Origin of the sequence: Pseudomonas sp. FDAARGOS_761, assembly GCF_013343155.1 — a bacterium.
Lineage (GTDB): Bacteria > Pseudomonadota > Gammaproteobacteria > Pseudomonadales > Pseudomonadaceae > Pseudomonas > Pseudomonas aeruginosa.
Genome location: NZ_CP054572.1, coordinates 3,141,887 through 3,161,978 on the forward strand (window position 1 = coordinate 3,141,887; position 20,092 = coordinate 3,161,978).

Sequence of the window (20,092 nt, forward strand, 5' to 3'; positions counted from 1 at the left end):
AGTCACTGAATGCCCGGCCACCTCGCGACCCGCCGTTCCGCCCGCGTCTTCAGCCGTCGTCGTCGCGCGTCGCCGGGGAACGCTCGAAACGGGCGTTGAACGCCTCGACGAACGCGTTGCGGAGAATCCCGAGGAACGCCTGGAACGCGCTGACGTCCCGCTGGTGGATATTACCGCTCAGGCTCACACGGGTTGCGAACTGGTCTTTGCGCTGGTTCTTCAGCACCGTCTCGCCCCCGCCGACCAGCGCCTCCCACACCGAGCGGAACAGGTTCTTGTCGCCATCCTCCACGTCCTGCCGCCAGTTGAACACGTCCACGTCGCGCAGCAGCGGCTTGATGTAGCCGTCCAGCTGGCCGCGTTTAGCCTGGGCCTCCAGCACCAGGTCGCCGGTGCCGGCATTGAAGTCGAACTTGCCATAGGCGCTGGCGAAGTCGTTGAGCCGCTTCAGCTCGACCTGGGTGACCCGCAGGCGCAGGTCGAAGTCCTCGAAGTCGCTCAGCGGGTCGAAATGCGCCGCCACTTCCAGCGGCGCCTGGCCGAGTATCCGCGCCGTGCCTTCGAGACGCGCCGGCCGCTCGCCCCGGGCGTCGGCCACGTTGGTCAGGTTATAGATGCTGGCGTTGAGCGCCGAGGCGTGCAGGTTCACCGGCGGCTTCGAAGTGAAGTTGCGGAAACGCAGGGTGCCGTCCACCACCCGCACCTCGTTGAGGGTGATCGGCAGCAGCTTGTCCAGTTGCTCGCGCCAGTCGGTGCCGGCACCGGTCTGCGAGGCGTCGCGGTCGCCGCCGGCATCGACGAAGTTGAGCTGCGGACGCTCGAAGACCACCCGCGCCACTACTGCGTGATCATCCCAGAGCGCCTGCCAGCTCACCGACAGGTCGATGCTCGGCGCGTCGAGGAACGGCACCGGCACCTTGCCGTTGTCCTTGACGATGCTCAGCCCGTCGATCCGATACGCGCCGCGCCAGAGCGCCAGGTCGACGTCGGCGATGTGCCCACGGTAGTCGCCCATGTCGGCCAGCTTGCCGTTCAGGTAGTCGCGCACCAGGTACGGCAGCGCCAGGTGCAGCGCCAGCAACAACAGAAGCAGCGCCGCCAGGCTGCCCAGGGGAATGGCATAGCGTTTCTTCATCGGTACGGCCCTCCTGGACAGTGGACACGCGCGGCGCGCCGCTGGTTCGAACGCGTCTGGACGCGCGGGCGGGGGCGGAATAGGCTGATTGATCTTTCTCCATGCGACAAGGACACCATCATGAGCCGCATCTTCGCAGACAACGCGCAGTCCATCGGCAACACGCCGCTGGTCCAGATCAACCGCATCGCCCCGCGCGGCGTCACCATCCTGGCCAAGATCGAAGGGCGCAACCCCGGCTATTCGGTGAAGTGCCGGATCGGCGCGAACATGATCTGGGATGCCGAAGCCAGCGGCAGACTGAAGTCCGGCATGACCCTGGTCGAGCCGACCTCCGGCAACACCGGCATCGGCCTCGCCTTCGTCGCCGCCGCACGCGGCTACAAACTGATCCTGACCATGCCGGCGTCGATGAGCCTGGAGCGACGCAAGGTGCTCAAGGCGCTGGGCGCGGAGCTGGTCCTGACCGAACCGGCGAAGGGCATGAAGGGTGCGATCCAGAAGGCCGAGGAACTGGTCGCGGGGGATCCCGGGAAGTACTTCATGCCGCAGCAGTTCGACAACCCGGCCAACCCGGCGATCCATGAGAAGACCACCGGCCCGGAGATCTGGAACGATACCGAGGGCGCGGTGGACGTGCTGGTTTCCGGGGTCGGCACCGGCGGCACCCTCACCGGCGTCTCGCGCTACATCAAGAACACCCGGGGCAAGCCGATCCTCGCCGTGGCGGTGGAGCCGGTGACCTCGCCGGTGATCAGCCAGACCCTCGCCGGCGAGGAGGTCAAGCCCGCCCCGCACAAGATCCAGGGCATCGGCGCCGGCTTCGTGCCGAAGAACCTCGACCTGTCGTTGGTCGACCGGGTCGAGAAGATCGGCGACGACGAAGCGAAGAACATGGCGCTGCGCCTGATGCAGGAAGAAGGCATCCTCTGCGGCATCTCCTCCGGCGCGGCGATGGCCGCCGCGGTGCGCCTGGCCGAGGAGCCGAACATGCAGGGCAAGACCATCGTGGTGATCCTCCCCGATTCCGGCGAGCGCTATCTTTCGAGCATGCTCTTCGACGGCCTGTTCAGCGAACAGGAACTGACCCAGTAACCACCGACCCGCGGCGCCGCAGCGAACCGGCGCCGCCTTGCGCCAGGCGTATCGAATCATGCTGGAAACCTCGCTCTTCGTAGCCACCCTCGCCACCCTGGGCATGCTCTCGCCCGGCCCGGACTTCTTCCTGATCATCCGCAACGCGGCGCGCTACCAGCGCTCGGCGGCGATGATGACCTCGCTGGGGGTGATCCTCGGCGTGGCCACCCACATGGCCTACTGCGTCGCCGGCCTGGCGGTGCTGATCACCACCACGCCGTGGCTGTTCAACGCGCTGAAGTACACCGGCGCGGTCTACCTGATCTGGATCGGCATCCAGGCCCTGCGCTCGCGCGGCGGCGGCACGCTCGACCTGGCGGTCGGCGGCGTGCAGCGCGTCGGCCACTGGAGCGCCTTCCTCCAGGGCTACCTGTGCAACCTGCTCAACCCCAAGGCCACGCTGTTCTTCCTCGCCGTGTTCACCCAGGTGCTGAGCCTGGACTCCAGCTTCGCCGAGAAGCTCTGGTACGCCGGCATCATCGTCGGCCTCGCCGCACTCTGGTGGCCGCTGCTGGTGGTGCTGATCCAGAGCGCGGTGGTGCGCCGTGGCCTGGCCAGGGCCCAGGGGGTGGTGGACAAGCTGCTCGGCGGCCTGCTGATCGCCCTCGGGGTCAAGGTCGCCCTGAGTTGAGGCACGCGGGCGGAGCGACGCCCCGCTGCGGTGCCGGCGCCTGTCTGCGGGCCCGCAGGTAAAAGCCGCCCCTTTCCTCGCTTCCGGCAACGCGGGATAAAACCCGGGTGCCGGCCAGCGTTGCCGGCGCCCCCTGAGCGCCGGCGGCGAACCAGTCCGTCGCCGACGCTGTCGTCAGCCGACAGGACACCTACAACAATGAAGACCCGCATCGCTTCCCTCACCCTCCTCGCCCTCGCTTGCGGCAGCGGCGCAACCCTCGCCGCGGACAACCTGAAGATCTACAACTGGTCCGAATACATCGCTCCCGAAACCGTGGCGAACTTCGCCAAGGAAACCGGCATCCAGGCCACCTACGACGTCTACGACAGCAACGAGACCCTCGACGGCAAGCTGATGACCGGCCAATCCGGCTACGACGTGGTATTCCCGTCGAACCACTTCATGGCCAAGCAGATCCAGGCCGGCGCCCTGAAGAAGCTGGACAAGTCCCAGCTGCCCAACTGGAAGAACCTCAACCCGGTGCTGCTCAAGGCCCTGGAGGTCAACGATCCGGGCAACCAGTACGGCTTCCCCTACCTCTGGGGCACCACCGGCATCGGCTACAACCCGGCGAAGATCAAGGCGGTGCTCGGCGACGACGCGCCGCTGGACTCCTGGGATATCTTCTTCAAGCCCGAATACATGCAGAAACTGAGCAAGTGCGGGGTGGCGGTGCTGGACAACGGCCCCGAGCTGCTGCCCATCACCCTCAACTACCTCGGCCTGCCACACCACAGCCAGAAGGCCGACGACTACAAGCAGGCCCAGGCGGCGCTGCTGAAGGTGCGCCCGTACATCCGCTACTTCCACTCCTCGAAGTACGTCAGCGACCTGGCCAACGGCGAGATCTGCATGGTGGTCGGTTTCTCCGGCGACATCCTGCAGGCCGCGACCCGCGCCAAGGAGGCCAACAACGGCGTGGAAGTGCGCTACTCGACGCCGAAGGAAGGCTCGCCGCTGTGGTTCGACATGGTCTCGATGCCGGTCGACGCGCCCGACGAGAAGGCCGGCTACGCCTTCATGAACTACCTGCTGCGTCCCGAGGTGATGGCGGCGATCAGCAACCATGTGCACTACGCCAACGGCAACCTGGCCGCCGACCCGCTGGTGGACGCCGAGATCAAGGCCGATCCGGCGATCTACCCGCCGCAGGAGAAGATGGCCAAGCTGTTCGCCCTGGAATCCATGCCGCAGAAGATCGACCGCGTGCGCACGCGCACCTGGAACACGGTGAAGACCGGCAAGTGAAGCCCGGCGCCGGCCCGGTTTGTCGCCGGGCTGGCGTTTTAGCGCAAGGCTCGCCCACAGGCTCGTCAAATCCCGGACGGCCCGCTATAGTCCCTCTCGTTGTCTCCATCGACCGGATAGCCTCCATGAACCAGCGCTCGCACAGCTCGCTCCCCGCCCTTCCGGTAGCCACCGGCGAGGTCGGCGCGCTCCAGCCGTGCGCCAGCCTGGGCTGCGTTTCCCCTCCTGTAGTCGCCTCGCCTCCGCCTCCCCCTCCCGGTTCGGCCGCCTGCCCGCCGCCGGGCGTCAGTCCCTGACGAGCGCGGTAGCGCCCCAACGCCCTTCCACAGCCCGCCGCAAGCAGCGCCATCCGCTGCCGAGGCGTGCCGTCCGCCGCCGGCCCGAGCCCGCGGCATGCCCGACTACAAGGTGGCAGATCCATGTTTGCACTGAACAAATCCGCACTGGCCGGCCTGGCCAGCACCAGCCTCTTCGTCCTGCTCTGGAGCAGCGGGGCCATCGCCTCGAAATGGGGCCTGGCGCATTCCTCGCCGTTCGCCTTCCTGGTGTTCCGCTTCGGCATCGCCCTCGCCTGCCTGCTGCCGCTCGCCCCGCTGCTCAGGCTGCGCACGCCGCGCAGCGCGCGTGAGCGCGGCAAGGCCCTGCTCACCGGCCTGGTGATGCTGGGGGTCTATCCGATCTTCTATATCTTCTCGCTGAAGCTGCAGGTCACTCCCGGCATGATGGCGACCATCCTCGGCGTGCAACCGATCCTCACCGCCGTCATCCTCGAACGCCGGCAGTCGCCGGCGCGCCTGTTCGGCCTGCTGCTGGGCCTGGCCGGCCTGGTGCTGGTGGTCTACCAGGGCATCGGTCTGGCCGGGATGTCCACGGCCGGCATCCTCTGCGCACTGCTGGCGCTGGCCGGCGTCACCGGCGGCTCGATCATGCAGAAGGGCATCCGCGAGAACCCGCTGGGCACCCTGCCCCTGCAGTACCTCGCCGGCCTCGGCCTGTGCCTGGCGTTCGTGCCCTTCCAGCCGTTCGAGTTCGAATGGAACGCCGGCTTCCTGGTCCCCGCGCTATGGATGGGCGTCGTGGTCTCGGTGGGCGCGACCCTGCTGCTCTACCGGCTGATCGCCCAGGGCAACCTGGTCAACGTCACCAGCCTGTTCTACCTGGTGCCGGCGGTGACCGCGATCATGGACTTCATGGTCTTCGGCAACCGCCTCGGCTGGCTCAGCCTGCTGGGCATGGGGCTGATCGTGGTGGGGCTAATGTTCGTCTTCCGCAAGGCCGGCTGAGCGAACCGAGCGGGTCGCGGCCCGCCCATGGCAGAGTGCGCGCGGATTCAGTTCTGCGCGAGCTTGCCAGCCATCGCCGCGAACCCCGGCCCCGGCACCGCCGTCACATCGCGCGACCCCACCGGCTCGCCGCACTCCGGGCAGACCATGGTCGGCCGGAACTTGTGGCCACAGGCCTTGTGCACATACTCCACCGGAGCGCCGCGGCCCTCGTCGAGCCAGCGGTCGCCCCAATTGGCCAGGGCCAGCAGCACCGGATGCAGGTCGTGGCCCATCTCGGTGAGGCGGTATTCGTAGCGCGGCGGTCGCTCCTGGTAAGGCACCTTCTTCAGCGCGCCCGCCTCCACCAGCCGGCTCAGGCGGTCGGCCAGTACCTGACGGGTGACCCCGAGGCTGGCCTGGAACTCATCGAAGCGGCGCATGCCGAGAAAGCAGTTGCGCAGGATCAGCAGCGTCCAGCGGTCGCCGAGGATCGCCAGGCTGCGCGCCATCGAACAGGGCGTTTCGCCGACTTCTTGCCATTTCATGGGGTTCTCCCGGAAAAACCTCCGTCCATTCTAGGGGGCCGCTTCGGAGCTTGACCAGTTCCAAATTGGAACTTAGTATCCGGCCGAAAAGGTCATGGACCCGGCGCGCTCCTGCCAGGATCGGACAAACCAGCACTACGGACGGGTCCCATATCAGCGCCCGCATAGTAAGTTCCGATTCGGAACTGTAGAAGCGTCGAGCATGAGAGGGAAAGGCCGATACGACGGGGTTCCGTGTGCCGCCCGCGCGTCGTCCTTGCAGCACAGCGTCAGGCAGTCCCGAAAGAACGAAGCCCGCACGGCTGGGGTGCGCCCCAGGTTGCGCCGGCAACGACAACAACGAGGAACACACCGTGACTACGCCGTCCCCGCAATGGAAGAAGACCGCCTGTATCCTCTGCAGCCTCAACTGCGGGCTGGAAGTGCAGACCGAGAATGGCCGCATCAGCAAGATCCGCGGCGATGACGACCACCCCGCCTCGCAGGGCTACGTCTGCGAGAAATCGCAGCGCATGGACTACTACCAGAACGGCGCCGACCGCCTGGACACGCCGATGCGCCGGCGCCCCGATGGCAGCTACGAAGCCATCGACTGGGACACGGCGATCCGCGAGGTGGCGGAGAAGTTCCTCGCCATCAAGCGCAGGCATGGCGGCGAAAGCATCCTCTACTACGGCGGCGGCGCGCAGGGCAACCACCTCGGCGGCGCCTACGGCGACAGCACGCTGAAGGCCCTCGGGGTGAAGTACCGCTCCAACGCCCTGGCCCAGGAAAAGACCGGCGAGTTCTGGGTCCAGGGCAAGATGTTCGGTACCGGCGTGCACGGCGACTTCGAGCATTGCGAGGTGGCCATCCTGATCGGCAAGAATCCCTGGCAATCCCATGGTTTCGCCCGCGCCCGCCTGCTGCTCAACGCCATGGCCAAGGACCCCGCACGCTCGATCATCGTGATCGACCCGCGCCTGAGCGAAACCGCCGCCCTGGCCGACTTCCACCTGCAGATCCGTCCGGGCACCGACGCCTGGTGCCTGGCGGCGCTGGTCGGGATCATCGTCCAGGACGGGCTGCTGGCGCGCGACTGGCTGGCCGAACACACCAGCGGCTACGAGCACATCGTCGACGAACTGAACGCCATCCCGGTGGCCTACTGCGCCGAGACCTGCGGGGTGGCGGAAGACAAGCTGCGCGCCGCCGCCCGGCGTATCGCCAGCGCCAGCAGCGTATCGGCGCTGGAAGACCTGGGCATGCAGATGAACCTGCACTCGACCCTCGGCAGCTACCTGCAACGCCTGGTCTGGTTGCTCACCGGCCATTACGGGCGCCCCGGCACCAGCAACGCCTTCGTGCCCTTCCTCTCGCTGTCCAAGGCCAGCAAGGGCGATACCTCGATGGGCAAGAAGGGCGCGCCACGCGTCGAGAAGCGCAGCCCGGTGGCCAATGCCAAGATCATCATCGGCCTGATTCCCTGCAACGTGATTCCAGAGGAAATCCTCACCGACCATCCCAAGCGCTATCGCGCCATGCTGGTGGAGACCGGCAACCCGCTGCATTCGCTGGCCGATAGCCAGCGCATGCGCGAAGCCATGCGCGCCCTGGAGCTGTCGGTGGTGATCGACGTGGCCATGACCGAGACCGCGCGCCACGCCGACTATGTGTTGCCGGCGGCGAGCCAGTTCGAAAAGGCCGAGGCGACCTTCTTCAACCTGGAATTCCCGCGCAACGCCTTCCATCTGCGCGCGCCGCTGTTCCCGGCGCGCCCCGGCACCCTGCCGGAAGCGGAGATCCACGCCCGCCTGCTGGAAGCCATGGGCGTGCTCGGCGAGAAAGACTACCGGCCGTTGCGCCTGGCCCTGAAGCTCGGGCGCAAGGCGTTCTCGGCGGCTTTCCTCGCCGCCGCGGCGACCCGCCCCAAGGTCATGAAATACGCGCCGGTCCTGCTCTACCGTACCCTCGGCCCGACCCTGCCCGCCGGCATGGAAGCGGCCGCGGCGATCTGGGGCATCTGCCAACTGCACGTGCTGAACAACCGCAAGACCGCTGCCCGCGCCGGCTTCGACGGGTTGCCGCCGCTGGCCGCCGACCGCCTGTTCCAGGCCATGCTCGACAACCCGTCCGGGGTGGTCTTCGCCGAAACCACCTACGCCGAAAGCTGGCAGGCCGTCGCCCGTCCCGAACAGCGGATCAACCTGCACATCCCCGAACTGTTGCCGGAACTGGCCAAGCTCGCCCACAGCGCGCCACCCCACGATCCGGCCTACCCGTTCATCCTCGCCGCCGGCGAGCGGCGCAGCGACACCAGCAATACCGCCGTGCGCGACACCGGCTGGCACCGCCGCGGGCGCTACGGCACCCTGCGCATCAGCCCGCAGGACGCCGAGGCGCTGGGCTGCGCCGACGGCGAGGTGCTGCGCGTGGTGACCCGCCGCGGCGACGTCGAGGCGGAAGTGGAGATCAGCGACATGATGCAGCCGGGCAATATTTCCCTGCCCAACGGCCAGGGCCTGGACTACCGCAACGCCGAGGGCGAGGTGGTGCGCCGGGGCGTGGCGCCCAACGAGGTGACCGACTGCACCCAGCGCGACTTCCTCGCCGGCACGCCCTGGCACAAGTACGTGCCGGCGCGCCTGGAACGGCTGGCGACGCCCGCCGCTACGAACGCCTGAGCCAGGGAGGACGATCATGACCTTCGTCGTGCTGGAAGAATGCATCCGCTGCAAACACACCGACTGCGTGGAAGTCTGTCCCGTGGACTGCTTCTACGAAGGCCCCAACTTCCTCGTCATCCACCCCGATGAATGCATCGACTGCGCGCTCTGCGAGCCGGAATGCCCGGTCGCCGCGATTCGCGCCGAGGACGAGGTGCCGCTCGGGCAACGGCAGTTCATCGCCCTCAATGGCGAACTCGCCGCGCATCCCAACTGGACGCAGATCACCCGCAAGAAGCCGGCGCCCGACGACCACGACGCCTGGTTCGGCCTGCCGGGCAAGCTGGCCGAACTCGACCGCAACGGCGCCTGAGGCGCTGACGGCGCTCAGGCTTCGGCGCGCGAACGCATGAGCCGCCGGTAACGGCGGGTCTGCAGGAGCGCGCCGGCCTGCTGCGCGAGCAGCGCGCACAGCGGCGACACCCGTGGGTTGGTCGCCCTGCCCCGGCTCAGCTTGCGCAGCTGGAACTTCACCGCGGCCATGTTCGCCAGCGAGGCCAGGGGTTTGTTCTTCCAGGTTATCGGCCGCAACTGCGGCGCCGAGTCCTTGCCGGCGCGCCAGTCGCGCGGCAGGTTCGGCTCGATCGCCAGCGCCGTGCCGATGCCGACCATGTCCACCCCGCTAGCCAGCACCTGCTCGGCCACCGGCCGCCGGCGGATGCCGCCCGTGACCATTACCGGCATCCGCGCCGCCGCGCGGATGTCGCGGGCGAACTCGACGAAGTAGGCCTCGCGGGCCAGGGTCCGCCCGTCGCGCGCTTCGCCCTGCATGGCCGGCGCCTCGTAGCTGCCGCCCGACAGCTCGACCAGGTCGATGCCCAGGCCATCGAGCATCCGTACCACCTCGCGGGCATCGTCGGCGCTGAAGCCGCCGCGCTGGAAATCGGCGGAATTCAGCTTCACCGCCACCGCGAAGCCAGGGGCAACCTCGGCGCGCACCGCCCGGACGATCTCCAGCAGCAGGCGCGCGCGATTCTCCAGGGAGCCGCCCCAGGCGTCGCTGCGGCGGTTGCTCAGCGGCGAGAGGAACTGGCTGAGCAGGTAACCGTGGGCGGCATGGATCTCCACCCCGCTGAAGCCGGCCCGCTCGGCCAGGCCGGCGCTGCGGGCGAACCGCTGGATCACCTCGGCGATCATCGCCTCGTCCATCGCCTTCGGCGTAGCGAAGTGCCTGGACATCCCGCCCAGTTCCAGCGGCACCGCCGAGGGCGCCCAGGCCTGCTGGCCGAGATTGGCCTGCATCTGCCGGCCGGGATGGTTGATCTGCAACCAGAACTGCGCGCCGGCGGAACGCCCGATGCGCGCCCAGCGGCGGAATTTCTCCAGTTGCGCGTCGTTTTCCAGGACCACCCCGCCGGGGCCGGTCATGGCACGGCTGTCGACCATCACGTTACCGCTGATCAGCAGCCCGGCGCCGCCGTCTGCCCAGGCCTGGTAGAGGCGCATCAGGCGTTCGGAGGGGGCCTGCGCGGCATCGGCCATGTTCTCCTCCATGGCGGCCTTGGCGAGGCGATTGGGAATGGTCGAGCCGTTGGGAAGCGTCAGCGTATCGAACAGGTTCATGGGCCTACCTCATGAGGACAGTGGCCCGACGATAAGATTGAAGTCGACTTCAAGGTCAACGCTTTTTTTTCCGCGCCGCCTGAGCCCCGACCGGGTGCCGGGAGCGCGCCCCGGCACCCGGCGCGCTCAGCCGCGGATGAAGGCCAGCAGGTCGGCGTTGATCACCTCGGCCTGGGTGGTCGGCATGCCGTGCGGGAACCCCGGATAGATCTTCAGCGTGCCGTTGCGCAACAGCTTCGCCGAGAGTACGCCGGAATTCTCGTAGGGCACGATCTGGTCGTCGTCGCCATGCATCACCAGCACCGGGATGTCGATGCGCTTCAGGTCATCGCTGAAGTCGGTCTGGGAAAAGGCCACGATCCCATCGTAGTGGGCCTTGGCGCCGCCCATCATGCCCTGCCGCCACCAGTTGCGGACGATCCCTTCCGAGGGCTGCGCCCCGGGACGGTTGTAGCCATAGAACGGGCCGGCGGGAATGTCCTGGTAGAACTGCGCGCGATTGGCCGCGAGCTGCGCCTGGAGATCGTCGAAGACGCTCTTCGGCAGGCCGCCCGGATTGCCCTCGGTCTTCACCATCAGCGGCGGTACCGCGCTGATGATCGCCGCCTTCGGCACCGGGTCGTCGGGATAGCGGGCGATGTAGTGGACGACCTCGCCGCCGCCGGTGGAATGGCCGACATGGATCGCCCCGCGCACCCCGAGGCGCTCGACCACCGCCGCCACGTCGTCGGCGTAGTGGTCCATGTCATGGCCGTCCCAGACCTGGCTGGAACGACCGTGGCCACGGCGGTCGTGGGCCACTACGCGAAAGCCCTCGGCGAGGAAGAACAGCATCTGCGCATCCCAGTCGTCGGAACTCAGTGGCCAGCCATGATGGAAGTAGATCACCTGGGCGTCGCGCGGCCCCCCGTCCTTGTAGAAGAGTTCGACGCCATCCTTCGTTGTCACGTAACCCATGTCGCTTCTCCCGATCGGTGTGGATGCAGGCAACGGCGCCACCCTGCGGCCGCCGTACCCCTGTGTAGAGTAGAAAGCCGCCTGCGTTGCGCCGCCTGGACGAGGAAAACGCGACCGGCGGTAGCGCCCATGCGGCCTGGCGAACCCGTCGATGGAGGCGAGTTCGTCGCCCGGCCGTGAAACCACCCTAGGCTTGAAGTAGGCTTGAAGGTCAACGCGTTTCGAGGTGTGACATGAAAATCGGCGAACTGGCCAAGCTCACCGGCCTGGCGACATCGCGCATCCGCTTCTACGAGGCCAGCGGCCTGATCCGCTCGCAGCGCAAGGCCAACGGCTACCGCGACTACGCGGCAGATACCGTGTGGATCCTGGAGTTGGTCACCGGCGCCCAGGGCGCCGGCTTCTCCCTGGAGGAGATCGCTCGCCTGCTGCCGAGCGGCGACGGCGCCTGGCAGCACGGCGAGCTGCTCGAAGGCTTGCGCCGCAAGGTGGCCGAGATCGAGGCCCTGCAACGACGCCTGGAACAGAACAAGGCGCAATTGCTGGTGGCCATCGAAAGCATCGAGAACAAGCCGGACGGCCTGCAGTGCACGGAAAACACCCAGCGCGTGCTGGAGCGCCTGCGCGAGGAAGGCCCTCCACAGACGGTCGGGCGTCCACGGCAAACCCGCTCGCGAGGGGCCTCTTCCACGCCGGCGGAGCAGCGGCTTTCCGACGCTTGACCTTGAAGTCGACTTGAATCTTAGAGTGACGCCAACCCACCCGAACAGCCTGCCGAAACCGGCTGCCGAAGGGATCACTCACCGAGGAAGGTCAACGCAATGACCAAGCGCATCCTGCACGTCGTCACCAACGTCGCCCACTATGCCGATCCGACCCAGCCCACCGGGCTGTGGCTGTCGGAGTTGACCCATGCCTACGAGATCTTCGCCGCCCGGGGCTACCAGCAACGCCTGGTCAGCCCCCGCGGCGGCGAGTCGCCGCTGGAGCCGCGCGCCCTCGGCTGGCCCCACGCCGACGCCAGCGCCAAGGCCTGGCTGGCCGACGAGGCGCGCCTGGCGCTGCTGGCCGACACCGCCGCCCCCGAACAGGTCGACGCGGAGGCGTTCGACGCCATCTATTTCACCGGCGGCCACGGCGTGATGTGGGACTTCCCCGACGACGCCGGGCTGCAGCGCCTGACCCGCGAGATCTACCAGCGCGGCGGCATCGTCTCGTCGGTCTGCCACGGCTATTGCGGCCTGCTCAACACACGCCTGGACGATGGCCGCCTGCTGGTCGCCGGGCGCCGCCTGACCGGCTACTCCTGGATCGAGGAAGTGCTCGCCGGGGTCGCCCGCAAGGTGCCGTACAACGTCGAGGAAGAAATGAAACGACGCGGCGCGCTCTACGAAAGAAGCCTGCTGCCGTTCACCAGCAAGGTGGTGGTCGACGGCCGCCTGGTCACCGGGCAGAACCCGCAGTCGGCCAAGGCCACGGCCGAGCAGGTGGCCGCCCTGCTCGGCTGAACGCGGCGCGTCAGTCCTGCGCGCGCCTCATCTGGAAGTCGTGGCGCCGCTTGCCGATGAAGAACGACATCTGCATCGTGCCGTCGGCCAGGGGCCGCAGGATCGTCGCAGTGCTGGTCGTGTGGTAGGGGTCGAACTCGTCGAAGGGCGACCTGACAGGAATGGAGCCGCCATCGACGCCTTGCGGGCTGCGCGACGCGGCGGCCTACGCCAGCGGCTTGAGCATGAGGAAGTTGCGCACGCTGTAGTAACCCTGCGAATCCTGCCAGTCGAGAGCGGCCAGGTTCTGCATGCCGGCCTCCCACGGCTGGTTGTCGAACAGCGCCTCCACCGTGCGCTGGTTGCCGAAGGCACAGAAGAAATGCCGGAACCAGTGCAGGCGCGCGTCCAGCGGCTCGGCGCGAATCGCCCGCTCGATGCTCGGGAACAGCCCGGCCGGCAGCGGCGGCGCCTTGCCTTCGGCGCCGCGCAGGCCGAGGTTGCCGATATGCACCTCGAAACGCCGCTCGCCGATCTCCCAGGTCTCCACCATCACCTGGTCCTCCTCGGCCTGGCCCCAGAGCGCGGAAAGCAGCACGTGGAAAGAGTTGGAGGCGAAGTTACGCAACGCGTCCTGCAAGCCGTCCTCGCCGCTGCCGATGCCGGCGAAGGCTTCCTGCAACTGGCGCTCGTCCTCCAGCAGCACGTCGACATCCAGCCGCCCGGTCTTCTCCCCCGCATACCAGGTGGCGCGGATCGCCGGTAGCCGCCCGGCTGGCGCCACCCATTCGCCGTGCACGACGCACTCGATCCGGTGGGATTCGAACAGAGCAGCCAGATGCTGCGAGACGGAGACCGCTTCCATGGGTTGTCCTTGCATGGTCGAGGGCGCGCCGCCGAGGCGCTGCCCGGAAAGCCCGGCGAGGCCGGGCGAAACGCGGCATAGGGTAGCGCAGATCGGAATCCTCGGCGCCGCCAGCTTCGCCACGCTGGCGCAGCGACAGCCAAGAGCCCTCCTGCCGTCGCTGCTGCGAGCGGGGCCTCGTCCACCTGGCTGGTCTGGCGCAGGCGTGGGACAGGTCGGGCCGAAGCCCCCTCCCAGGCCCTGGCCGAGAACTCGGGTGCATAGGCAGGGAAACGCATCGGTAACTATGAGCCGGACGTAGTGCGCAGGAACCCGGAAGGGAATGCGACATCAGATTTTCCTGTTTGGCAACGTCCGCGGCTGCTTCATGTGTTGGCCGAACAAGAATGACCATCGGCAAGCCCGCGACGTTGTTCTGCGTCTGTCCTTCAGACCGACTCGACGGTGACCCAGTAACGCGTCAGGTAGCGCACGCGCACAGGCAGCGACTTGCCCAGGTTCTGCAGGACCGCGTCGATCCGGTCCAGGCGGTAGGCGCCGGAAAGGCGCAGCTCCGCCACCTCGGCGGCGCAGCGCAACACCCCGGCGCGATAGCGGGACAGCTCGGCGATGAACTCGCCCAGCGGCCAGTCCACCACCGTCAGCACGCCCTGCGTCCAACTGCCTTCGCCTTCGCGCAAGGGCGTCGACGAGTAGCCGCGTCGCTCGTCGAAGAGAGCCTGCTGGCCGGCTGGCAGGCGCATCGGCCGGGTCGGCGTTTGCAACGGGCGTAGCTCCACTGCATGGCTGAGGACACAAACGCGCGTGCGCGGCCCCTCGCAACGCACGCTGAAACGGGTTCCCAGCGCGCGCACGCTGCCTTGTGCGGTGTGCACGAGGAACGGGCGAGCGCTCTGCGCGCTTTCCATGAGGATCTCGCCCCGCCACAGGTACGCCTGGCGCAGGCTTTCGTCGTAGGCCAGGTCCAGCGCGGTGGCGCTGCTCAGGTCGACCCGGGTACCGTCCGCCAGGCGCAGTTGGCGACGTTCGCCGACGCCCGTGCGCTCCCCGGCGAGGAGCGCACGGTAAGACAGGCCGCCGCTCGCCAGCCAGCCGCTACCCGCGGCGCAGGCCAGCAGGGCGAGCGTCTTGAGCAGCGCTCGGCGCCGCGCACGCACGCCTGCCAGCGTGTGCAGGGAGGTCTCCACCGGCAGCACCGCCCATTGGCCCTGCAAGCGCTCGATACGCTCCCAGGCCCGACGGTGTCGCGGGTCGGCCTCCAGCCATTCGCGCCAGGCCTGGCGCTCGCCATCGTTCGGCGGTTCCGCGCCGAAGCGCACGTACCAGGTGGCGGCGGCCTCCAGCACCTCGATCTCCAGTTCCATGGTCAGTCCTTGCAGAGCAACAGGCAGCGGGTCATGGCGCGAACCATGTGGTTCTCCACGGTGGTCATCGAGACGCCCAGGCGCTCGCCGGCCGACCTGTAGGTAAGCCCTTCGAGCTGTACCGCGAGGAACACCTGGCGGGTACGCTCGCCCATGCCGTCGAGGGCGAGGTCGATGGCAGTCAGGGTCTCCAGGATCGACAGTCGCGTTTGCGCTGGAATGTCCAGCGGCTCCGGCCGCGCGGCCAGGCTGTCCAGATAGGCCTGCTCGGTGGCGCAGCGGCGGAAGCTGTCGCTCATCAGCGCCCGGACGCTCGCGCTCAGGTAGCAGCACTGTTCGCGGAGGGCCTCGGCGCTACGCGAGGCGAACACGCGCACGAAGGTGCCGTGGGCGAAATCGGCGGCATCCTGGGCATTGCCCAGGCACAGGCGAAGCCATTGCCGGAGCCGGCTCCCATGCTCGACGCGGGGTTTGCCTATCGAGGCCGTCGGGCACGCTGGCCGTTCTTCTTGCGGTGGATGGGGGCTGGCGGGAGGGAGCATGGCAGTCCACGACACTTATGATAATGAGTCTCATTCTATTTACGCCCGAAGCGGAACTGCAACTGCGCATGCGATCGCCCGGCAGCGCCACCGTTCGGCACCCAGCACGGCTCGAAACGCCCGCAGGTCTAGACTTCCACGGTCGCCCCCGCCCATGGAGACCCAGCCATGATCAGCAAGAACACCATCTGCCTCTGGTACGACAGTGCCGCCCTGGAGGCCGCGACCTTCTACGCCGAGACATTTCCTGACAGCGCCGTGCTGGCTGTCCATCGTGCGCCCGGCGACTACCCTTCCGGCAAGGAGGGTGACGTGCTGACGGTGGAGTTCCGGGTGATGGGCATTCCCTGCCTCGGCCTCAACGGCGGCCCGGCCTTCCGCCACAGCGAAGCGTTCTCCTTCCAGGTCGCCACCGACGACCAGGCCGAGACCGACCGCCTGTGGAACGCCATCGTCGACAATGGCGGCGAGGAAAGCGCCTGCGGCTGGTGCCGCGACAAATGGGGCATCTCCTGGCAGATCACCCCGCGGGTTCTCAGCGAAGCCATCGCCAGCCCCGACCGCGCGGCGGCCAGGCGCGCCTTCGAGGCGATGATGACGATGGGCAGGATCGATATCGCCACCATAGAGAAGGCCTTCAAGGGCTGAGCGCCCCAACGCCTTGCAGAGGAGTACCGAAATGGATCGATTCACCGGCGGCTGCCTCTGCGGCAAGGTCCGCCTGGTGGCGAGCGGCCAGCCCTATCGGGTCGGCCTCTGCCACTGCCTCGACTGCCGCAAGCACCACGGCGCGTTGTTCCACGCTTCGGCGATCTTCCCCGAGGAGGCGGTGAGCATCGAGGGCGAGACCCGCGACTACGCCGGGCGTTTCTTCTGTCCGCAGTGCGGCTCGTCGGTGTTCTCGCGCAGCGCCGACGAGATCGAGGTCAGCCTCGGCGCCCTCGACGCTCCCGACCAGTTCCAGCCCACCTACGAACTCTGGACCATCCGCCGCGAGGGCTGGTTGCCGGCGTTTCCGCTGGCACGGCACTATGAAAGGGATCGCGAAGGCGACGGCCGTAGCGAAGAGTGACGTTATTCCGCCAGGAGAAGGGAGGCAGCATGGACGAACTGTTCGAAGAGCACCTGGAGATCGCCAAGGCGCTGTTCGCGCAGCGCTTGCCGTACTGGTGCGATGTCTTTCTGCGCCCGGCCGACCAGGCTTTCAACGCCTGCCTGAATGCCCGCGGCCAGGCCTCCACCTACCTGGTGCTCGAAGGCTTCGATCCGGTCTATATTCCTCGCGGCTGCGACCTCGACGCCGTGCGCGCGACCGCCAGGGCCAGGGCTCGATTGAGGGAAGCGGGGCTGGGCGAAGACGCGCTGCCCGTACTGCTCTGAGCGCCGGCCGCCAGTATCGCGGAAGCGTCTGCTGGCAATTTCTCCCACCGCACTGTCCGCCAACGGAAGGCTACATGACCCGCCCCTACCTGCTCCGTCTCGCCGCCGGCCTGGCGCTGCTCCTGCCGGCCGCCTGCACGTCCCCTGCCCCGCCAGCACCGAACCTGACCGCGCTGTTCGCCGATGCCCTGCACTGCCGCGGCGACTTCCCCGACGGCCGCGACCGCGCAACCGCCGAGCGCCTGCGCGCCGAGGGCGTCGAAGTGCTGGATCGCGCGCCCGGCGAGACCCTCGACCTGCTCTACCGCTTCGCCACCCCGCTGCGCATCGACGGCAGCCTGGTGAACGCGGTGCGGGTACGCGGCGACAGCGGCGTGCTGGTGATGGCCTACGCCGAGGGCGACCTCGAAGACTTCGCCCGGCGCCAGGGCGCGACGCCGCACCCGGCGGAACGCGCCGCGCTGGATGGTTTCGGCGAGCTGGAGGTGCTCTACAGCCGTCCGTTGCCGCCGCGTCCCGGCCTCGACGAAAGCCCGCCGCGCCTGGTGATCGGCCGCGGGATCGAGGCGGCGGCGCAGGCGTTCCGCTGGGGCTGCCGGAGCTACGACGGTTGAGCAGGCGCTCCGCCAAGCCTGGCACCCGGAACTCGTAGCGGTTTTCGTCGCCTCCGGCGAGGTCAGGGTTGGAGACATGGCCCTCGGGGCAATATGCTGTGGCCACGACACACGCTGTGAGCGACTATCGATGCCAGGGACTGCACTGTTCGAAAAGCCACGCTGGTTGCGCGACCTCCTGCGCTTCCTGCCCCTCAAGAGTCAATTCGTCCTCTCCGGGAACATCCGCGACCTGCAAGCCTGCGAAGTGGTGCCGGGTACGGTCACCGCGCAGAGCTTCAACCAGACCCTCTGCGACGCCCTGCTGGACGCCGGCTACACCCAGGTGCTGGCCTGGGATCCGCTGGCCGGGTTCCGCGTGCTCGGCCGGCCGGGCAGCGAGGCGGGGGCCACTCCGCAGGTGCTTCTCGACCTCGGCCTGACCCCGGTGGACGGCGCCGCGCCGGCCGGCATCGACCTGCTCGGCGCGACCCTGCAACGCCTGGTCAACCGTAGCGGCGAGCCGATCGCCCTGATCGTCGACTTCGCCTCGCGCCTGGCGGTGCGCAACGACGCCCTGAGCGCCGCCGAGCATCAGTTGTTCACCCAGGCCCTGGTGCTCTCCCACCAGGCCCGCAGCCGTCCCGCCGGGGAACAGCGCAAACCGTTCTTCAACAGCGTGCTGTGGGTGGTGGAAAAGGAAGGCGACCTGCCCGACTGGCTGCTGGTGGACAACCCGCGCCTGCGCCATATCCCGGTGTCGAAGCCCGACCAGCCGGCGCGCCGGGCCCTGGCCCCGGCGCTGCTCCGCGGGCTCGGCGGCGCGGGCGTCGCCGAGGAGGCCCTGCAACAGGCCGCCGCAACCTTCGTCGAGAACACCGAAGGCCTGCTGCTCCTCGATCTCAACGCCATCGTCCAGTTGGCGCGCGTGGAAGGCCTGGCCATGGAACGCATCGCCGACGCCGTGCGCCGCTACAAGGTCGGCGTCACCGAAGACCCCTGGTTGAAGATCGACCGCCAGCGCATCCGCCAGGCCGACGAGATCGTCCGCCGCCGGGTCAAGGGCCAGCAGCACGCGGTGACCCACATGCTGGACATCGTCAAGCGCGCGATGACCGGGGTCGGCGCCAGCCGCAAGGGCAACCGCCCGCGCGGCGTGGCCTTCCTCGCCGGGCCCACCGGGGTCGGCAAGACCGAGCTGGCGAAGACCGTCACCAGCCTGCTGTTCGGCGACGAGAGCGCCTACATCCGCTTCGACATGTCCGAGTTCAGCGCCGAGCATGCCGACCAGCGCCTGATCGGCGCGCCGCCCGGCTACGTCGGCTACGACGTCGGCGGCGAACTGACCAACGCGATCCGCGAAAAACCCTTCAGCGTGGTGCTCTTCGACGAGATCGAGAAAGCCCACCCCCGGATCCTCGACAAGTTCCTGCAGATCCTCGACGACGGCGTGCTCACCTCCGGGCGCGGCGATCGCGTGTACTTCTCCGAGGCGCTGATCGTGTTCACCTCGAACCTGGGCATCTACCGCCAGGGGGAGAACGGCGAACGGGTCGCCAACGTGCTCCCCGGCGAGCCCTTCGAGGCGGTGCAGGGCAAGGTCCACGGCGAGATCGAGCGCTACTTCAAGCTGGTTCTCAACCGCCCGGAAATCCTCAACCGGATCGGCGAGAACATCATCGTCTTCGACTTCATCCGCGCCGACGTCGCCGAGCAGATCTTCACCCAAATGGTCGACGGCACCTTCGCCGACCTCCGCGAGCAGCGCCTCGTCATCGAACTGGCCGAGGCGCCGCGCCAGGCGCTGCACGACCTCTGCCTGGGCGACCTGTCCAACGGCGGCCGCGGCATCCGCAACCAGCTCGAAGCGCGCCTGCTCAACCCGTTGTCGCGGGCGCTGTTCGACCAGGACGCGCAGCCGGGCGAGCGCTTCCTGATCAGCGCCCTGGACGCCGACGGCCTGACCCTGGAACGCCGCTGAGATGGAACTGAGCCTGTCGCGGGTGCATTTCCCGGTGACCACCCTGGGCCCGGGACGGCGCCTGGGCATCTGGTTCCAGGGCTGTAGCATCCGCTGCCCCGGCTGCATCTCCGCCGATACCTGGGGGCCGGGCCAGCGGCGCATCGCCCTGGCACGCCTGCTCGCCGACATCCAGCCATGGCTGGAGCAGGCCGAGGGCATCACCGTCTCCGGCGGTGAACCCTTCGAGCAGTTCGCTGCCCTCCTCGCCCTGCTCGGCGAACTGCGCCAGCGCAGCCGCGCCGACATCCTGGTCTACAGCGGCTACCCGCTGGAGCATCTGCACGCGCAACTGGAACAGGCCGCCGGGCTGATCGACGCGCTGATCAGCGACCCCTACCAACAGCACGCCGAACAGAGCCTGGCCCTGCGCGGCAGCGACAACCAGCGCCTGAGCCTGCTCACCGACCTCGGCCGCTCGCGCCTTGGCGGCTACCAGCGGCCACTGCGCGAAGACGACAAGGCCCTCGACCTGATGTTCGACCATGACGGCAGCGTGTGGATGGCCGGCATCCCGCGCCGCGACGACCTGCTGCGGCTACAGGACCTGCTGCGCGAACAGGGCCACCAACTTAGCGTCAGCGCCCATCGGCCGCGCTGAATGGATCGATAC

The 20,092-nt window shown here is 68.2% G+C and carries 21 protein-coding genes; 14 read left to right on the forward strand and 7 right to left on the reverse strand.

The window, feature by feature from the left end:
* Nucleotides 1–49 precede the first annotated feature (49 nt).
* Nucleotides 50–1,135, reverse strand: coding sequence for a DUF748 domain-containing protein (locus FOC67_RS14470; RefSeq protein WP_009313965.1), 1,086 nt, complete (start codon nt 1,133–1,135; stop codon nt 50–52).
* Between the two features lie 120 nt (nt 1,136–1,255).
* On the opposite strand from FOC67_RS14470, the gene cysK reads away from it, so the two are divergent.
* The 4 genes from cysK to FOC67_RS14490 all read left to right on the forward strand — a co-directional run bounded on the left by cysK (nt 1,256) and on the right by FOC67_RS14490 (nt 5,476).
* Nucleotides 1,256–2,230, forward strand: coding sequence for a cysteine synthase A (gene cysK / locus FOC67_RS14475; RefSeq protein ID WP_003090573.1), 975 nt, complete (start codon nt 1,256–1,258; stop codon nt 2,228–2,230).
* Nucleotides 2,231–2,288: 58 nt separating this feature from the next.
* Entirely contained in the window at nt 2,289–2,903 is a 615-nt protein-coding gene (locus FOC67_RS14480) for a LysE family translocator (RefSeq protein WP_003090574.1), read from the forward strand.
* A 198-nt stretch (nt 2,904–3,101) separates the two neighbouring features.
* The gene (locus FOC67_RS14485) at nt 3,102–4,193 is read left to right on the forward strand and encodes a polyamine ABC transporter substrate-binding protein (RefSeq protein ID WP_003090575.1); all 1,092 of its coding nucleotides are present in this window, start codon (nt 3,102–3,104) and stop codon (nt 4,191–4,193) included.
* 419 nt (nt 4,194–4,612) lie between these two features.
* Nucleotides 4,613–5,476 carry a DMT family transporter gene (locus FOC67_RS14490; protein ID WP_003116695.1) on the forward strand — a complete coding sequence of 288 codons (864 nt, stop codon included), beginning with the start codon at nt 4,613–4,615 and terminating at the stop codon, nt 5,474–5,476.
* Between the two features lie 47 nt (nt 5,477–5,523).
* Here the strand turns inward: FOC67_RS14490 and FOC67_RS14495 are convergent, their stop codons facing one another.
* Nucleotides 5,524–6,003: a helix-turn-helix domain-containing protein gene (locus tag FOC67_RS14495; protein WP_003090577.1), complete on the reverse strand. Its 480-nt coding sequence runs from the start codon at nt 6,001–6,003 to the stop codon at nt 5,524–5,526.
* Between the two features lie 353 nt (nt 6,004–6,356).
* On the opposite strand from FOC67_RS14495, the gene FOC67_RS14500 reads away from it, so the two are divergent.
* The gene (locus FOC67_RS14500; protein ID WP_009313964.1) at nt 6,357–8,666 is read left to right on the forward strand and encodes a molybdopterin oxidoreductase family protein; all 2,310 of its coding nucleotides are present in this window, start codon (nt 6,357–6,359) and stop codon (nt 8,664–8,666) included.
* Between the two features lie 16 nt (nt 8,667–8,682).
* Nucleotides 8,683–9,021, forward strand: a complete 339-nt coding sequence (fdxA, locus tag FOC67_RS14505) for a ferredoxin FdxA (protein ID WP_003090580.1) — start codon at nt 8,683–8,685, stop codon at nt 9,019–9,021.
* A gap of 14 nt (nt 9,022–9,035) precedes the next feature.
* Here fdxA and FOC67_RS14510 read toward each other — a convergent pair whose 3' ends face one another.
* Nucleotides 9,036–10,271: an NADH:flavin oxidoreductase/NADH oxidase family protein gene (locus FOC67_RS14510; protein WP_003122573.1), complete on the reverse strand. Its 1,236-nt coding sequence runs from the start codon at nt 10,269–10,271 to the stop codon at nt 9,036–9,038.
* Nucleotides 10,272–10,397: 126 nt separating this feature from the next.
* Complete coding sequence (locus FOC67_RS14515; protein ID WP_009313963.1) at nt 10,398–11,228, reverse strand: alpha/beta fold hydrolase; 831 nt, start codon at nt 11,226–11,228, stop codon at nt 10,398–10,400.
* 233 nt (nt 11,229–11,461) lie between these two features.
* Between FOC67_RS14515 and FOC67_RS14520 the strand changes: the two genes are divergently transcribed.
* A complete protein-coding gene (locus FOC67_RS14520; RefSeq protein ID WP_003110523.1) occupies nt 11,462–11,950 on the forward strand; it encodes a MerR family transcriptional regulator in 489 nt (162 codons plus the stop codon).
* Between the two features lie 99 nt (nt 11,951–12,049).
* On the forward strand, nt 12,050–12,736 hold the full coding sequence (locus FOC67_RS14525) for a type 1 glutamine amidotransferase domain-containing protein (protein ID WP_003131041.1): 687 nt from the start codon (nt 12,050–12,052) through the stop codon (nt 12,734–12,736).
* Nucleotides 12,737–12,941: 205 nt separating this feature from the next.
* Here FOC67_RS14525 and FOC67_RS14530 read toward each other — a convergent pair whose 3' ends face one another.
* The 3 genes from FOC67_RS14530 to FOC67_RS14540 all read right to left on the reverse strand — a co-directional run bounded on the left by FOC67_RS14530 (nt 12,942) and on the right by FOC67_RS14540 (nt 15,486).
* Nucleotides 12,942–13,580, reverse strand: a complete 639-nt coding sequence (locus tag FOC67_RS14530; protein WP_003090593.1) for a DUF6348 family protein — start codon at nt 13,578–13,580, stop codon at nt 12,942–12,944.
* A gap of 428 nt (nt 13,581–14,008) precedes the next feature.
* A complete protein-coding gene (locus FOC67_RS14535; protein ID WP_009313962.1) occupies nt 14,009–14,944 on the reverse strand; it encodes a FecR domain-containing protein in 936 nt (311 codons plus the stop codon).
* A gap of 2 nt (nt 14,945–14,946) precedes the next feature.
* The gene (locus tag FOC67_RS14540; RefSeq protein ID WP_009313961.1) at nt 14,947–15,486 is read right to left on the reverse strand and encodes a sigma factor-like helix-turn-helix DNA-binding protein; all 540 of its coding nucleotides are present in this window, start codon (nt 15,484–15,486) and stop codon (nt 14,947–14,949) included.
* Between the two features lie 168 nt (nt 15,487–15,654).
* On the opposite strand from FOC67_RS14540, the gene FOC67_RS14545 reads away from it, so the two are divergent.
* The 6 genes from FOC67_RS14545 (at nt 15,655) to FOC67_RS14570 (ending at nt 20,080) form a co-directional block, all read left to right on the forward strand.
* Nucleotides 15,655–16,134 (forward strand): VOC family protein, encoded by a 480-nt coding sequence (locus FOC67_RS14545; RefSeq protein ID WP_003090600.1) that lies wholly within the window; start codon nt 15,655–15,657, stop codon nt 16,132–16,134.
* Nucleotides 16,135–16,165: 31 nt separating this feature from the next.
* Nucleotides 16,166–16,558 (forward strand): GFA family protein, encoded by a 393-nt coding sequence (locus FOC67_RS14550; protein WP_003090602.1) that lies wholly within the window; start codon nt 16,166–16,168, stop codon nt 16,556–16,558.
* A 29-nt stretch (nt 16,559–16,587) separates the two neighbouring features.
* Nucleotides 16,588–16,866, forward strand: a complete 279-nt coding sequence (locus FOC67_RS14555; RefSeq protein WP_009313960.1) for a hypothetical protein — start codon at nt 16,588–16,590, stop codon at nt 16,864–16,866.
* A 74-nt stretch (nt 16,867–16,940) separates the two neighbouring features.
* Nucleotides 16,941–17,480 carry a hypothetical protein gene (locus tag FOC67_RS14560; RefSeq protein ID WP_003099071.1) on the forward strand — a complete coding sequence of 180 codons (540 nt, stop codon included), beginning with the start codon at nt 16,941–16,943 and terminating at the stop codon, nt 17,478–17,480.
* A 76-nt stretch (nt 17,481–17,556) separates the two neighbouring features.
* Nucleotides 17,557–19,440: an AAA family ATPase gene (locus FOC67_RS14565; RefSeq protein ID WP_003122571.1), complete on the forward strand. Its 1,884-nt coding sequence runs from the start codon at nt 17,557–17,559 to the stop codon at nt 19,438–19,440.
* Nucleotide 19,441: 1 nt separating this feature from the next.
* Nucleotides 19,442–20,080: a 4Fe-4S single cluster domain-containing protein gene (locus FOC67_RS14570; protein WP_003131031.1), complete on the forward strand. Its 639-nt coding sequence runs from the start codon at nt 19,442–19,444 to the stop codon at nt 20,078–20,080.
* Nucleotides 20,081–20,092: the final 12 nt, after the last annotated feature.

Coding starts and splice junctions, on each gene's coding strand:
- FOC67_RS14490 (WP_003116695.1), top strand. CDS start 4,613: ATGTTTGCACTGAACAAATCCGCACTGGCCGGCCTGGCCAGCACCAGC.
- FOC67_RS14550 (WP_003090602.1), top strand. CDS start 16,166: ATGGATCGATTCACCGGCGGCTGCCTCTGCGGCAAGGTCCGCCTGGTG.
- FOC67_RS14535 (WP_009313962.1), bottom strand. CDS start 14,944: ATGGAACTGGAGATCGAGGTGCTGGAGGCCGCCGCCACCTGGTACGTG.
- FOC67_RS14570 (WP_003131031.1), top strand. CDS start 19,442: ATGGAACTGAGCCTGTCGCGGGTGCATTTCCCGGTGACCACCCTGGGC.
- FOC67_RS14480 (WP_003090574.1), top strand. CDS start 2,289: ATGCTGGAAACCTCGCTCTTCGTAGCCACCCTCGCCACCCTGGGCATG.
- FOC67_RS14565 (WP_003122571.1), top strand. CDS start 17,557: ATGGCCCTCGGGGCAATATGCTGTGGCCACGACACACGCTGTGAGCGA.
- FOC67_RS14495 (WP_003090577.1), bottom strand. CDS start 6,003: ATGAAATGGCAAGAAGTCGGCGAAACGCCCTGTTCGATGGCGCGCAGC.
- cysK (WP_003090573.1), top strand. CDS start 1,256: ATGAGCCGCATCTTCGCAGACAACGCGCAGTCCATCGGCAACACGCCG.
- fdxA (WP_003090580.1), top strand. CDS start 8,683: ATGACCTTCGTCGTGCTGGAAGAATGCATCCGCTGCAAACACACCGAC.
- FOC67_RS14560 (WP_003099071.1), top strand. CDS start 16,941: ATGACCCGCCCCTACCTGCTCCGTCTCGCCGCCGGCCTGGCGCTGCTC.
- FOC67_RS14485 (WP_003090575.1), top strand. CDS start 3,102: ATGAAGACCCGCATCGCTTCCCTCACCCTCCTCGCCCTCGCTTGCGGC.
- FOC67_RS14525 (WP_003131041.1), top strand. CDS start 12,050: ATGACCAAGCGCATCCTGCACGTCGTCACCAACGTCGCCCACTATGCC.
- FOC67_RS14510 (WP_003122573.1), bottom strand. CDS start 10,271: ATGAACCTGTTCGATACGCTGACGCTTCCCAACGGCTCGACCATTCCC.
- FOC67_RS14520 (WP_003110523.1), top strand. CDS start 11,462: ATGAAAATCGGCGAACTGGCCAAGCTCACCGGCCTGGCGACATCGCGC.
- FOC67_RS14530 (WP_003090593.1), bottom strand. CDS start 13,580: ATGGAAGCGGTCTCCGTCTCGCAGCATCTGGCTGCTCTGTTCGAATCC.
- FOC67_RS14545 (WP_003090600.1), top strand. CDS start 15,655: ATGATCAGCAAGAACACCATCTGCCTCTGGTACGACAGTGCCGCCCTG.
- FOC67_RS14515 (WP_009313963.1), bottom strand. CDS start 11,228: ATGGGTTACGTGACAACGAAGGATGGCGTCGAACTCTTCTACAAGGAC.
- FOC67_RS14540 (WP_009313961.1), bottom strand. CDS start 15,486: ATGCTCCCTCCCGCCAGCCCCCATCCACCGCAAGAAGAACGGCCAGCG.
- FOC67_RS14555 (WP_009313960.1), top strand. CDS start 16,588: ATGGACGAACTGTTCGAAGAGCACCTGGAGATCGCCAAGGCGCTGTTC.
- FOC67_RS14470 (WP_009313965.1), bottom strand. CDS start 1,135: ATGAAGAAACGCTATGCCATTCCCCTGGGCAGCCTGGCGGCGCTGCTT.